The organism is Hyphomonas beringensis (assembly GCF_000682755.1).
Classification (GTDB): domain Bacteria; phylum Pseudomonadota; class Alphaproteobacteria; order Caulobacterales; family Hyphomonadaceae; genus Hyphomonas; species Hyphomonas beringensis.
The window spans coordinates 21,063-33,758 of sequence record NZ_AWFF01000046.1 but is presented as its reverse complement, the minus strand read 5'-3'; the positions used below and the strand labels follow the sequence as shown (position 1 = coordinate 33,758).

Genomic DNA, 12,696 nt, shown 5'->3' with positions numbered 1-12,696 from the left:
ACAAGATGCCGAACAATTTCCGGCATATCGGTCTGATCCACCTGATCCTTCCGAACGCCAGGATCATTGATGCCCGGCGCAACCCGATGGATTGCTGCTGGTCAGGCTACAAGCAGCTCTTCGCGGAAGGGCAGGAATTCACCTATAGCCTTGATGATATCGGCCACTATTATCGCGGCTATGTTGATCTGATGGACCATTGGGATCGCGTTTTGCCGGAAGGGCGCATCCTGAGGGTTCAGCATGAAGATGTACTGGACGATCTGGAAGGCCAGGTAAGGCGCATTCTGGACTATTGCGGTCTGCCCTTCGATGCAGCCTGCGTCGACTTTCACAAGACAGATCGCGCTGTACGCACGGCCAGTTCCGAACAGGTGCGACGCCCCATCAATAAAAGCGGACTTGAACAATGGCGCCCCTATGAGGCACATCTAGAGCCATTGAAAGCCGCGCTGGGGCCAGACCTCGCGCCCTAATAAGGTTCATACGCGTGAGCTCAAGATCTGATGATGCCCTCATCGCCCTGCGCAAGATTCAGCGCATGACAGAACTGGCGGCCAAACGGCTCGCTCAGACTGCGGGCCTGGCGCCCTCTCAAGTGACCGTGCTGCGTCTGTTGAATGAAGGCGGAGAGTTATCTGCCGGGCATATTGCTGAGGCGACCCAGCTGAAGCATGCCACGATCACGAGTCTGGCAGACAAACTCGAAGCACGTGACCTGATCGCCAGACGGCGCTGTGACGAGGACCGCCGCAAGGTCTGGCTCAGCATTCTGCCAGCCGGTCAGGCCGCTCTTGCCGAGGTCCCCGATCCGCTGCACGAGACGTTTGCAAGCCGCTTCGACGAGTTGCCCGAATGGCAGCAAGCCATGCTGATTGCATCTCTGGAGTGCGTCACCAGCCTCCTCAATGCCGAGAAAATAGACGCCTCTCCCTATTTGGACCTGGGGGATATTGCCTAGGTATCGGCAGTTCAGGGCACTTGTCCGTGCATCGTCGCTCCCCCGCGAGTAAATGGCGCGCCGGGGAGGGGGGAATCTGGAACTTGCAGATCGGGCGAAGGAAGGAAAAGAGCAAGGTCCGGAACCTGGCCTGGCGATTAAGGTGCCCGAATTGCAAGTCTCACCCTTTCAAATTCTTGGGTGATGCAATCAGTCTTCTGAGATAGGTCAGAAGCACATCCGCGCGGGATGTCGCCTCATCTCCCACCTGAAACAGAACGAGTCCTGACCACAGGGCGTAAAGACTGATCGCAAGCTGTTGTGTTGGAAGCTGATACCTGAGCTGGAAGCGCGTTTTCAGCGTGTCCAGAACCGAGGCTAGGGCATCATAGCTGGCATTGCGCGCATGAGCGCACTGCGCGGCGAAATCGGCGTCACGCTGCGCCTGTAATTGCAGTTCGATCGCCAACAAGGACCATTGCGTTTGCTCCGCGATCGCCGTGAGGTGTTCTGCAAACCCTTCAAGAGCATGATCGAGCGTATCGCTCGACGCGGATTTCACCAGAGACTGCAGCAGGACGGCTTCCCGTTCGATATGACGTTGGAGAACCGAGAGCAAAAGGTCCTGTTTGCTTGCGAAGTTGGAATAGAAGGCACCCTGGGAGAACCCCGCCTTCTCGCACACGGTCCGAAGCGAGGTCGCATTGACCCCGCCTTCGGCGAACAGGCTTTCAGCCGCATCCAGAAGGCGCTCGCGTGTGCGCTGTTGCTGTTCCTGCCGCGACAGTCGACGGGGCGCATGTGTCATGGCGAGGCTCTTCTGGTTGTGGCCCGAGGTTCAGCGCTCAATTCACTCAAACCCTTTGCGGACGTTGGCAATCCAGCTCCCCAGCGACTTCAGCGCGGTGCCGCCCTTGGCGGCCAAAGTATCGACTTCGGCCTCGAAGGCTTCACGACGCTGATTATCGGCTTCAGGCAAGGGTGGGAGGATATGTGCATAATAGGTCTTATCCAGCAACCGGTGCAGCAATCTCTCCCCCAGGAACGGCTTGCCACTATTCAGGGCGCGCGCGCCCCTGATCAGATTGCGGATGTCATACTGGGTTGGGCTGATATCGGGCGCCTGCTTGGGAATGTTCAGCAATTTGTAGACCCCGACCCGGGCAGTGCGGATAGACGCTTCCATGGTGAATATGATGTCGTTGCGGGTTTCCACGAACTGCCCGATGAGGCCCAGATTCGTGCATCCTTCCGGCACCACATGAGGCCGGTCGCCGGCGGCGCGCTTCATGAATTGCGCCGTGATATAAGGCATCAGCGCGGTGCGCACCTTCGTGTTGGCGACCACGGCATCGATCTGGTCTTCAATCCCCAGATGATGGCAGAGTTCGCTGAGAATCTCCCGCCCCGTGCACTCCGGCATCGTCTTGCTGACATGATTGCCGGGCTGGTCCATCAGCAGGCCGTAGACCCACAAGACGAGCGTGTCTTCGGGTTGGTCAGGAAAATGAGGCTGCCGGTTGCACGTCACGTTCAGCAGCCAGTTCGAGTCCGTGAAGGTGATGATGCCGCCTGTCACCGTGCGTCCCGAGTACGGATCATTGACGGAAAGCGTCTTGAGTTTGTCGACCAGAGGCGAGGGTTTGCAAGTCAGGGTGGCGGACTCCCAGATCGACTGGTCAGTGTCGCCATAGAATTTTTCAGGATGGCCGAAGACATCTGATTTTTCCGCCAGGTTCCGCCAGAGCGTCCAGCCGCTTTGCTCGCCGGGCTCATGCCGTCCGACGGTCAATTGGGGCACGGTATCCATATCGCCATAGGCGGTGTTTTCCGTCATCGAGCCTGTCAGTGCAAAGACGAGATCGGTGTCACCAACCTCCAGTCGCTGCGGTTGACCTGAGACAGTGCAGACAATGCCAGTCACAGTTCTACGCCCGTCGGCCTCGCTCAGCTCCAGATCCTGCACGCGCGTGTCGAACTGAAACCGCACGCCTTTCTGGCGCAGCATGTCCGCCAGCGGTTTGATGAAGGTATCATACTGATTGTATTTGGGAAAAACGAGGGCGGACAAATCCCCGAAACCGTCCACCGAATCCAGGAAGCGGTGCATGTACAGCTTGGTTTCCAGAAGGCTGTGACAGTTCTTGAAAGCGAACATGGAGCGGAACAGCGCCCAGAAATTGCTGCTCAGAAAACCTTTGGAGAAGTATTCCTCAATGGTTACATCATCGAGGTCTTCCTTTCTCTTCAGCATCAGACGGATCATTTCCCATTGCTGGGATCTGGTCAGCCCCATATCCTTGAAGTCAATGATTTCACCCTGATTGCGCATCAGGCGCGCCTTGGAATAATTGGGGTCGTTGTCATTAAGCAGGCGGTATTCATCGAGGACCGAGTAGCCCTCAGGCAGTTCCACGGCCGGGACATCCTGGAACATGTCCCACAGGGTGTCATAGTTCCAGTTCATCTCTCTCCCGCCCCGGATAAGGTAGCCTTCATCTGGGTTGCCGGCGCCGTCCATTGAGCCGCCCTCAACATCCATCTCTTCAAGAACGGTGATATTGGCGGGCGGCATATGGCCATCCCGGACCAGGTAAAATGCTGCGGCGAGCCCGCCAATACCGCCACCGATAATCCAGGCTTTCCGGTCTTCCACGCCGGGCGTGGGAAGGGGGCGGTGACGGGCATAAGGGCCAACGAAATCTGGGGGCGGTAAGGTGTTCTTCGCCCGGTGGCTCCAATAGCCCGCCGTAGCGTCAGGCTCGTGCTCGAAACCGTCCGGAGCAGTGGAAGGAGTGAAAGGGCCGAATTTTGTGCCATGGGTCATGTGAGGCTCCGCTATCTGTCATCTGGCCGTGCTGAACGTGGCGACCTTGTGAACAAGACATGGCAACTGATCTCTGGATATCAATTGATATGTGGAATTTCTGCCCTGTGCATAATGTCGCATCAGAACAGGCCCGGCGGTTCCTGTTCGCAAGCGCAAATGGGCGTCCGCAGCGTCAGGGGGGGCGAGCGGAGGCGAGAGAGGCTAGGAAAAGAAAAATGGCGCACCCAAGAGGATTCGAACCTCTGACCTCTGCCTTCGGAGGGCAGCGCTCTATCCAGCTGAGCTATGGGTGCTGAGCCGTGTCCCGTCTTTAGGGCAAGCTGGCGGGGCGTGCAACGCCGGAGTGCGGTTTGTACACCAAGGGTGATTTGCTTGCCGGGGCAGGTAGGCTAGGTCTGTTCGAGGCAATCATTTCAGGAGCCATTCATGCGCGTCTTTTCAAAGTGTCTGACGGGTCTTGCGGCCTGTACATTCCTGGCTCTGGTGGCTTGCGGGCAGGGCGATACGCCCGCTGATGAGTCAAAGGTCGCGGTTGCGGCTGAAGCTGAGGAGGCTACCGAGAGAGCTGAAATGCTCGAGGCGCAGAAAGCCGCCTATGAGGCCGCGCTGGCAGAGGCGGAAGCCTCCCGCGGTGCTGGCGAGCCAGCGCTCTGGACCCTGCAGGATGAAGACACGACGCTCTACATCATGGGCACAGTACATCTGTTGCGGCCGGATTTGAAATGGCGCAGCGATGCTATCGATACGGCGCTGGAAGAGGCCGATACGGTGGTTTTCGAAGCAGATGTTACCAGCCAGCAGGCGGCATCAGAAATGATGCGCTTCATTTCCAGCAAGGGCATGTTTACCGACGGACGCCAGCTGACCAGCTTGTTGACGGAGGTCGAAAAAGCGGAGCTGCAGAAGGCGCTGGATCATCTTGGTCTGCCGCTTGGGGCGATCCAGCCGATGAAGCCCTGGTGGGCGGCGGTCAACTTGTCCGTCATGCAAATTCAACAGGAAGGCTTTGACCCGAATTCCGGCGTCGAGAAGGTTATCGAGGCCGAGGCCGTGGCAGAAGGGAAATCCTTTGCATATCTGGAAACCATCGACGAACAACTTGGACGTCTGGCAGGCATGCCAGAGGATGAGCAGGTTGATTTCCTGATCGGCTCGGCAGAGTCCATCGAAGAGGGGGCAGATGTGCTTGACGTGCTGGTATCAGAATGGGCTGACGGAGATGTGCATGGCATCGGCCTGTTGATGGCCAATCCCGACATGATCGGATCGGATGAAGTCTATGATGCGCTTCTTAAATCGCGCAATGAAGACTGGGTCGGCAAGATCGAAGCAATGCTGGACGAGCCCGGTACGCGTCTGATCGCTGTCGGGGCAGGGCACTTGGCCGGCGAGGACAGCGTCATCAAATTGCTTGAGCAGGAAGGCTATGAAGTCTCCGGGCCATAAGCCCGGGCTTTCCGTCTTTTTGCGCGCTTAAAGCGTGTCGGCCGACCGCCGCAGGGCCAGCAAGGCCTGATCGAGAATTTCCTCACTGGCGCAGCAGACAATCTGACCGCCGAGCTTTGGCGTGTTACCGCGCCAGTCTGTTGCCAGACCGCCAGCGCCGCGGACGACCGGAATCAGCGCCGCCACATCCCAAGCCTTCAGGCAGCTCTCGGCCACAAGGTCAATCGTCCCGGCGGCGAGGCGCGCATAGGCATAGGCATCCAGCCCATAGCGCGTCAGGCGGGCCGTGGCGCGCAGATGCGTCCAGGCGCCTTGTTCGGCCGGGTTGAGGATGAAGGGATCTGTCGTGGAGATGACGGCCTGGCGCAGGTCCTTGCAGTCCGACACATTCAGCATGGTCGTCTGACCGTCTTTCTGCATCGCCGCTCCGCCCGGCCATCCCATATAGCGCTCGCCCAGAACGGGCTGATCAATAATGCCGATCAGCGGCGTGCCTTCCGCATCGCAGAGCGCGATCAGTGTGGTCCAGGACGGCAGGCCAGCCACAAAGGCGCGTGTGCCATCGATCGGGTCCAGCAGCCATGTCAGGCCATTTTCTGAGGATTTTGCCGGGAATTCTTCGCCGGTGATCCCGTAGCCCGGGCGCTCGGAGGCGATGAGGGTGCGCATGGCGTCTTCGGCTGCCCGGTCTGCGACCGTGACGGGGTCGAAATCGGATTGCGGCGAGGCCTTGTTGTCGATCGCCGTCAGCGCACGAAAATGCGGCCTGATCGCTGACCAGGCCGCGTCTGCAAGTTTGCCCGCAAAGGCAAGATCTTCATCAATGGAGAAAGAAGCAGTCATCCGGGCAGGGCTTGCCTTGCCCGGCGGTCAGCGTCAAGCAACGCCGCTATTTGTCGTGTCAGCTTCCAGCGCTTTGGCCAGCTCCAGTAGGCGTTTGCGAGGGCGCTCACCCAGACGATAATATGCGCGAACCAGTTCCAGCGTTTCCTTTTGCGAGAGGATGTCGCCTTCCATGCGCTCGGCATCGTTGGCTGCATCCGGGGCGTCGGAAGCAGGGATACCGTCAAAGAAGTACTGAACGGATACGTTCATGGCCTTGGCCAGTTCATACAGGCGCGAGGACGTAATGCGGTTTGCGCCACATTCATATTTCTGGATTTGCTGAAAACGCACGCCAACCTGACTGGCAAGGTCCTGTTGAGTCATTCCAAGCAGCCGGCGGCGGCGGCGCAGGCGTTTGCCTACGTGGAGGTCGGTTTCATCAGCCATGTTTTTCTCCTTGCGGATGAGATCGGTGCAGTCCCAAATTGGGATATCTGCGGATCTCTCTCGCAATTGGCATGCCGATGGTCACGGTTGCCCAAATTTTGGGCGCACTCCAGTAAATGCAGGGATATGGGCAATAACCTATTGCGTTTTGTGCGCCGCAACATAAATCTGGTCCTGCACTCCGGTGCAGACGCCTCTGGCGTTTCCTCCCTTTGACCTCGGCCGCGCTTATTAAGCGCGGCCCTTTTTTTTGAGCAAAAATAGGGGGGCAGTCATGCTCTCCGGCCTAGCGGAGAGGCACCTGTCCGGAGGCCACCAGGATCTCCTGAATGACAGCAGAAACAATGGTGCGCATGCTCTCGAAGTTCGCTGACGGGTGTACCGCCTCTTCATCCATATACAGACCGCGATTGATCTCAATCTGCAGGGCGTGAACATTGCGCTTTGGCCGTCCATAGCGCCGGGTGGTGTAGCCGCCCGCATAGGGCGCATTGCGCGCGACGGTCAAACCATGCGCGCGGAAGGTGCGCTCCACCCGGCCCGTGAGCCGCGGATCGCAGCTGGAGCCGAACCGGTCTCCCAGAACAATATCTGCCAGATGTCGCCTGCCAGGCTGAACACTGGGCATGGAATGGCAATCAATCAGGATCACGCGGCCATGAGTCTCTTTCAGGGTGGTCAGTTCCTGGCTGAGGCGGTCATGATAGGCGTCATGTATGTCTGACAGCCGTGCGGCCCCTTCGGCGCAGGACATGCGTTGCCCATAAATTTCTTCTCCGCGTGACGCGACACGGGGCAGGCAACCAAGGCCCGCTTCGACGCGGGCCGTGGGGGCACCGCAGGCGCGTGGGACGCCGTCATGGAACATGGTCGGGTCCAGTTCCCGCGGATCGCGGTTCAGATCCGTCACGGACCGGGCATAGCGCGCGGCCATCAGCATGCCGCCATGGGCCGGTGCGTCTTCAAACAGCTCTTCAACGAAGGCGTCTTCAGTTCGCCTTACCGTTTCCAGAGGCACGCAGAGCGCTGATTTCATGCTGTCAGGATAGACATTTCCGGAATGCGGAGAGGCAAAAATGACGGGGCCGTACATTTTTTCTGGAAAATTCAGTGTGAAGGGGGCTTCATAGCGAATAGGGGCAGCAGCCGGTTCCGACGCGTCTTGCGCAGATTGAAAATGCGCAGATCTATCAAGAAACTGGGGGGCATCTGTCATCTGGCTTATGGTTTCCCAGTTCGCCGGAAGGTCAAGCATTTTCGCCGCTTCGCGTCATTTTCGGGTGCAAAAAAGCCAGGGGCAGCAAACAGCGATTCACCGCTGATTTACCCAAATGCTGCTTTATGCTTAGGGTACGACTTCTAAGAGGGGGCATTCAGCGTGACCAAGATCCTGCTGGCCGAAGATGACGATTCCATGCGTACCTTCCTGGCTGCCGCGCTGCGTCGTGCGGGCCATGAAGTACAGGATTATGCCGATGGCGAGACGGCGCTTTCTGCGCTGGAGCGTGAAGTCTTTGACCTGTTGCTGACGGACATCGTCATGCCAGGCCTTGATGGTATTGAGCTTGCCCGTCGGGGGGCGGAGCTGGATCCTGCCATGAAGATTGTCTTCATCACCGGCTTTGCCGCTGTGGCGCTCTCCTCAGGCGCGCCGACACCCGCTGGCGCGAAGGTCCTGTCCAAGCCCTTCCATCTGCGTGAAATCGTCGACGAAGTCGACAAGGTCATGGCGGCGTAATGGGCGGGGGCTCGGATCATGAGCCTCAGAAGCTTCTGAAATCAGTTGTGAATGATGCCGGGCGGCACTTTTTTGATGCTCCGGCAGCCCTCAGCATGGATGAATGCGTCATTCGTCTCGGTCTGCTGGAAGGGGTCAACGTCGTTTCCATGATGCCGGCGGAGATTGGCCAGTGGCTTGTCTTCCAGTTTGAGGGCTATGCTTTTTCGGCCAGCAATCCCTTTGGAGAGGTCTGGTTTTTTGCCGATGACCCTGAAACTCCGGACGGAATACTGCAGAAAATTGCACTCTGTGTCGTTGGACCGACAAAGGCGTCTTGACGACGCGCGCCGAATTATCCATTACCCCTGCTTCCCGATGGGATCGGGGGCGGTTAGCTCAGTGGTAGAGCACTACGTTGACATCGTAGGGGTCACAAGTTCGAACCTTGTACCGCCCACCATTCCTTTCAAAGACTTAGCCCCATCTGCCCCCTGAGCGTCATCGCCGTTTTGGCAACGTTCTGGCAATGTTAGCGGCCGGATGTTGGTCGGTACGATAATTTCGGCCAGCAGCTTTTCGAGCGCGATCGACGACGCGGACAGGTAAGACGGGTCAAACGGCGCATAGATTTCGGTGATCGAGAAGCCGTGCTGCTTATGCCCGAGCTGTGCAGAGACCTCCCAGGCAGGCACACCGGAAGCTCTCAAATAACGCGCAACCGTGTGACGGAGGGAGTAAGGCTGGACGGCGCCATCAAGACCTGCGGCTGCCCGCACGCGCCGCCAGGCGGCTTTCACCTCTTTCACCCGCTTCTTCTTGTACATGATGAGCCACGGCCCTTCACCCATCTCGTTGCGAAGGGTAGGGGGCAGCTTCACGCTCGGACGGTATTTCTTGGTTTGCTCACGTCCAGGCGGATTGAGATGCACAAGCCCGTGTTCGAGATCGATCTGTGAGAGGTTAAGCTCGCAGATGGCGTCCGGCCGGCCCGCCGTGCCGATCATCCAGAGAATGAAGCGTTTGAGGTATTCCTTGTCTGCAAGGTGATAGAGCGCGCGCAGCTCCTCGACCGAGAGCGGGCGGCCCTTGGGCGGCACATGGCCGACCTTTTCCTGCCGGATGAAGGGCGCGCCCTGAATGATGCCCTTCTTGTAAGCCATGTTGATGGCCGCGCGTCCGGAAGAGAGCACCCGGTTGATATAGTTGGCGCTGCGCCCGGTTTTCTTCAGCCAGGCAATGAAGCCATCGATGGCTTTCGGTTTGGTGGCTTCTGCCACGCTCTTCTCGCCAAAATAATCGAGCCAGAGATTGAGCGCGATCCGCGCCGCCTCGTGGCTCGGAATGTTCATCGCATGCTCTTCATAATAGAGCCGGATGATCGTCGCGAGCGGCACATCTTCGATGCGGGCATTCTCGGGGTGGTGCTCGCGCGCATACCACTCCCTCAGGAGCTGCTTGGCCTCTTCAAGGTCTTCCGTGCCAAGGCTAGCGCGGCGCGTGCATCCTCGCTCTGCGTCCCACCAGTATCGGTACCATGCGCCGGAGTCCCCGCGCCGACCGAGCCAGGTCTCGCCGAGCTTGAGGGGGGGCTTGCTGCCTTTGCGTCCGGCCACTGCACACTCTCGATCAGATGATCGGCGATCTGGAACCCGAAATAGGCGATCGCCCGTTTACCCTTGCGGATAAATCCGATCTTTCCGGCAAGCCGCAGCTTTTTCAAGGTCGCGGGGTGAATTCCGATGATTTCAGCCGCTTCGGGCTCTTTATACTGGCGGTAGAGCAGGAAGCCATTTTCACCGGCAATCTGGCTGCGCAGGGCTTCAATGTCGAATTCGCTGCCTGCCGCCATGATGTCTGGAGCCTCTCCCGCCGGTGCACCTGTGATCGTCACAGCCTCTAACAAGCATCGCGCCATGAGGCGATGTGATATGAGGCGATAAGTCAATCAGACTCAAGGTTTGAGGACGAATGGCGACGGGTCTAAAAAGCTGTGATACGCTATTTGCGAACCTCGATGTGACATCGTGATATGGACTGGATCACATGGCCAATGGCGCAGATGACATGCAAGGCGTGATCGACCGCGAAGCGGGGAAGGGGAGTGTCGAAGCGCGCCTCGACCGGCTTCAGGAAGCGGTGGCTGAATTGAGCCGGTTCGATCGGCTTGCCAAAGACCGCCCCGCAGAACTGGGCACGGAAAGCGAGCTCAGGGACGCGCGCGAAATTCTGGTCAACAGCGTCCAGGAACGCGCCCGCGAAATTTCGCCGATCGAAATGGCCCGCGCGCTCGATCAGGTTCCTGAAAGCGAACGCTCCGAAATTGCCACCGCCTGGGGCAATGCTCAGGAGGGTGGTCAAATGGACCGGGACCGCGAAGCGGATAGAGATAGCAGTAGGACCGACTAGGTTTCTATTTGGCCGGAAGGCCCAATTCATCAAAAAATGCGCGATTGCGCTCTGTTGCAGATGTTACAAGGCCATCGAACGAGATGACCTGTATGTAAGCGTTGTATACTTCATCTGGATGATACCCAAAAAATCCGAGCCCATCTGCTGTTCGCTTTAATTGGTGAAGCCTGCAACAGTCTTCCAGATGGGCAGTGAAGTCAGCGATGATATAAATGAACCCCGGAATGCGATCCGCATTTGGAATGGGCCTACCGTCTCTTGTGGCGGCACCTTGTCTTAGCCGCCGAAGATATCCGAGGGATTGAAGCACAGGATCTTTATCCTCGCTTTCCCCAGCCTTGAAATCATTTCGCATGGGGCGTTTGATTTCGACGACCGTGAGGGACGCCTGTTGATTTTGTTGGTCACCAACAAGTAGAGGGTTGTCGAAAATGCGCAGCGAAGTGATATCCGGCTCTTTGCCTGTATCATTGGAAGTTGTTGGGTTTGAGCTGAGTGGCTTGTCTGATGCCAGATAATGATGAAAGGCGAGTCGTTCATCGACCAGCCAGAGGTTTTGTCTCTTAAACTCCGTGTCATCGGAGGTAATCCGCATGGGGACAATCAACTCGTGGATTAGGTCTTCTCTAGAAAACTTCCCATCTTGTTTCTTGTTGATGGCCGATCTGAGAAGATCGATCACGACTCTGCGGTGCATCACATAATTTGCCAAATCCGACTGCTTGAGGTCTGCGGCTGTTTGCAAATAGTGCTCAAGGCGAGCTCTATATTCGGCCTCTGATTCTCCTGGCTTGGGCTCCATGATGTCGTGCCCCTGAGCAAGGAGCTCCTGTTCGACGCGAGACACTTCTCGGTGCAGAAGAAGGTCGAGGTCCTTGTCTGCAATATTTGGATCAATACAAAGGCGATCCGCGCCTATGTGGGATAGGAGAGGTCGATATTTGGGAGCGACCTCCGAGACAAACGTATCAAGCTTCTTTCGGCCGGCCGCGATATTGCCTTGCAGGCTGTCGGCAAGAAAAACTTCAACACGGGGTAAAACTTCGGAACGAATGTCCGAGTACGATATCACCTCATCCGCGTACATTTCCGGAGCGTCGTCTTCAATATTGAACCCGGTTCTCTGTCCGGTGACTTTATCATCAAGGTAGCCGCCCGTGAGATAAGCGGCGTAAACAAAGTCACCATCGTCATCAGAAATGTTTGGAAACAAGCCCTGAATTTTGCCCGTCAAATTTTCCTCTTTGACCAATCGGCCAGCGGCGCAGTAGCCAAGTATGTGCGCTTGCTTCTTCGTGGCTCGAATTTTGACGTGAGTGATTTCAAACGCGCGACCCTTTATCTGAAAGTTCTCAGTCGAAGACGACGTGTGCATATACTCATCGTATAGATCAAAGAGGTCCTTATCGTGTTCGCCATCATGCAAACGTATCGTTGGGACACCTTCTTTGCGGACGAAATACCACAAGCAGTGTTCGAGTAACCCCAGCGCGATGTGCTCCAGTGATTTTGGCGTCGCCCGTGCGTATTTTTCTCGAAAGCGGCAAAGTTCGATTTTCGTTTTGATTGGCGCATCGACGACGCTTGGATCTTCGATGCTTGAGACTTCGGATTTTGCATCAAAGCGAAACTTTCGGCGCTCAATCAATCCTTCCGCGCGAAAGGTAGAGTCCACAAGAACATAATCGAAGGCTTTCAGCCAAAGCAGTCGGCCAATTCCTCGACATCCCTTATCTTCTTTATGAAGACTATCCAGCTTGTTGAATGAAGTCCAATTGCCTTCATCAAAGCCTGGGCCTTCATCAATGATCGTGAAGCCCACAACGGGCTTTTCAGCTTTACTGTTCTTATCGAGTTCGAAATCGGTTTGATTGTTACGGTTGATGAAAACATCGATGTGGTAGGAATCGATTGCCTTATCTTCGAGTTTTGCCAAGTCTTCTATGGATTGGATTGAATTTACCACTGCTTCGTACAGCGGCATCAGACCTTTTGAATAGGGAAGGTCGGTATTTCGAAGGCGGCCTTGAAGTGTACTTTCCATTTGGATTCTTTGTGTTTTGCTGCCGTTCGGTACTG

The 12,696-nt window shown here is 56.9% G+C and carries 15 protein-coding genes and 2 tRNA genes; 9 read left to right on the top strand and 8 right to left on the bottom strand.

Annotated features, from left to right (window positions below; all coding sequences use genetic code 11):
• Both HY29_RS11975 and HY29_RS11970 read left to right on the top strand, forming a co-directional pair.
• On the top strand, positions 1 to 476 hold a 476-nt coding region (locus HY29_RS11975; protein WP_162176720.1), incomplete at its 5' end, for a sulfotransferase family protein.
• A 14-nt stretch (positions 477 to 490) separates the two neighbouring features.
• Positions 491 to 961 (top strand): MarR family winged helix-turn-helix transcriptional regulator, encoded by a 471-nt coding sequence (locus tag HY29_RS11970; RefSeq protein ID WP_051601459.1) that lies wholly within the window; start codon positions 491 to 493, stop codon positions 959 to 961.
• Between the two features lie 160 nt (positions 962 to 1,121).
• Here the strand turns inward: HY29_RS11970 and HY29_RS11965 are convergent, their stop codons facing one another.
• The 3 genes from HY29_RS11965 to HY29_RS11955 all read right to left on the bottom strand — a co-directional run bounded on the left by HY29_RS11965 (position 1,122) and on the right by HY29_RS11955 (position 4,063).
• Complete coding sequence (locus HY29_RS11965; protein ID WP_034797228.1) at positions 1,122 to 1,748, bottom strand: TetR/AcrR family transcriptional regulator; 627 nt, start codon at positions 1,746 to 1,748, stop codon at positions 1,122 to 1,124.
• A gap of 42 nt (positions 1,749 to 1,790) precedes the next feature.
• Complete coding sequence (locus tag HY29_RS11960) at positions 1,791 to 3,767, bottom strand: oleate hydratase (RefSeq protein ID WP_034797226.1); 1,977 nt, start codon at positions 3,765 to 3,767, stop codon at positions 1,791 to 1,793.
• Between the two features lie 219 nt (positions 3,768 to 3,986).
• Positions 3,987 to 4,063: transfer RNA gene (locus HY29_RS11955), tRNA-Arg, on the bottom strand.
• 133 nt (positions 4,064 to 4,196) lie between these two features.
• Between HY29_RS11955 and HY29_RS11950 the strand changes: the two genes are divergently transcribed.
• Positions 4,197 to 5,216, top strand: coding sequence for a TraB/GumN family protein (locus HY29_RS11950; RefSeq protein ID WP_051601458.1), 1,020 nt, complete (start codon positions 4,197 to 4,199; stop codon positions 5,214 to 5,216).
• 27 nt (positions 5,217 to 5,243) lie between these two features.
• Here the strand turns inward: HY29_RS11950 and HY29_RS11945 are convergent, their stop codons facing one another.
• The 3 genes from HY29_RS11945 to HY29_RS11935 all read right to left on the bottom strand — a co-directional run bounded on the left by HY29_RS11945 (position 5,244) and on the right by HY29_RS11935 (position 7,743).
• The gene (locus HY29_RS11945; RefSeq protein ID WP_034797223.1) at positions 5,244 to 6,059 is read right to left on the bottom strand and encodes an inositol monophosphatase family protein; all 816 of its coding nucleotides are present in this window, start codon (positions 6,057 to 6,059) and stop codon (positions 5,244 to 5,246) included.
• 33 nt (positions 6,060 to 6,092) lie between these two features.
• Entirely contained in the window at positions 6,093 to 6,488 is a 396-nt protein-coding gene (locus HY29_RS11940) for a helix-turn-helix domain-containing protein (RefSeq protein WP_034797222.1), read from the bottom strand.
• A 286-nt stretch (positions 6,489 to 6,774) separates the two neighbouring features.
• Positions 6,775 to 7,743, bottom strand: a complete 969-nt coding sequence (locus tag HY29_RS11935; RefSeq protein ID WP_241765196.1) for an N-formylglutamate amidohydrolase — start codon at positions 7,741 to 7,743, stop codon at positions 6,775 to 6,777.
• Between the two features lie 123 nt (positions 7,744 to 7,866).
• Here HY29_RS11935 and cpdR point away from each other — a divergent pair, with 123 nt between their 5' ends.
• The 3 genes from cpdR to HY29_RS11920 all read left to right on the top strand — a co-directional run bounded on the left by cpdR (position 7,867) and on the right by HY29_RS11920 (position 8,668).
• On the top strand, positions 7,867 to 8,226 hold the full coding sequence (gene cpdR / locus HY29_RS11930) for a cell cycle two-component system response regulator CpdR (RefSeq protein WP_034797220.1): 360 nt from the start codon (positions 7,867 to 7,869) through the stop codon (positions 8,224 to 8,226).
• Positions 8,226 to 8,546, top strand: coding sequence for a hypothetical protein (locus HY29_RS11925; RefSeq protein WP_034797218.1), 321 nt, complete (start codon positions 8,226 to 8,228; stop codon positions 8,544 to 8,546). Before cpdR ends, HY29_RS11925 begins: the two co-directional genes overlap by 1 nt.
• Positions 8,547 to 8,593: 47 nt before the next feature.
• A tRNA-Val gene (locus HY29_RS11920) sits at positions 8,594 to 8,668 on the top strand.
• Here the strand turns inward: HY29_RS11920 and HY29_RS19880 are convergent.
• A complete protein-coding gene (locus tag HY29_RS19880) occupies positions 8,619 to 9,368 on the bottom strand; it encodes a tyrosine-type recombinase/integrase (RefSeq protein ID WP_422119925.1) in 750 nt (249 codons plus the stop codon). The genes HY29_RS11920 and HY29_RS19880 overlap by 50 nt on opposite strands.
• Between HY29_RS19880 and HY29_RS19710 the strand changes: the two genes are divergently transcribed.
• The 3 genes from HY29_RS19710 to HY29_RS11900 all read left to right on the top strand — a co-directional run bounded on the left by HY29_RS19710 (position 9,306) and on the right by HY29_RS11900 (position 10,614).
• Positions 9,306 to 9,842, top strand: coding sequence for a hypothetical protein (locus tag HY29_RS19710; protein WP_241765195.1), 537 nt, complete (start codon positions 9,306 to 9,308; stop codon positions 9,840 to 9,842). The genes HY29_RS19880 and HY29_RS19710 overlap by 63 nt on opposite strands.
• Positions 9,839 to 10,108: a hypothetical protein gene (locus HY29_RS11905; protein ID WP_034797213.1), complete on the top strand. Its 270-nt coding sequence runs from the start codon at positions 9,839 to 9,841 to the stop codon at positions 10,106 to 10,108. The genes HY29_RS19710 and HY29_RS11905 overlap by 4 nt, the downstream gene beginning before the upstream one ends.
• Positions 10,109 to 10,251: 143 nt before the next feature.
• Positions 10,252 to 10,614: a hypothetical protein gene (locus HY29_RS11900; protein WP_034797211.1), complete on the top strand. Its 363-nt coding sequence runs from the start codon at positions 10,252 to 10,254 to the stop codon at positions 10,612 to 10,614.
• A 4-nt stretch (positions 10,615 to 10,618) separates the two neighbouring features.
• Here HY29_RS11900 and HY29_RS11895 read toward each other — a convergent pair whose 3' ends face one another.
• Entirely contained in the window at positions 10,619 to 12,661 is a 2,043-nt protein-coding gene (locus tag HY29_RS11895; RefSeq protein ID WP_206741958.1) for a hypothetical protein, read from the bottom strand.
• Positions 12,662 to 12,696 lie beyond the last annotated feature (35 nt).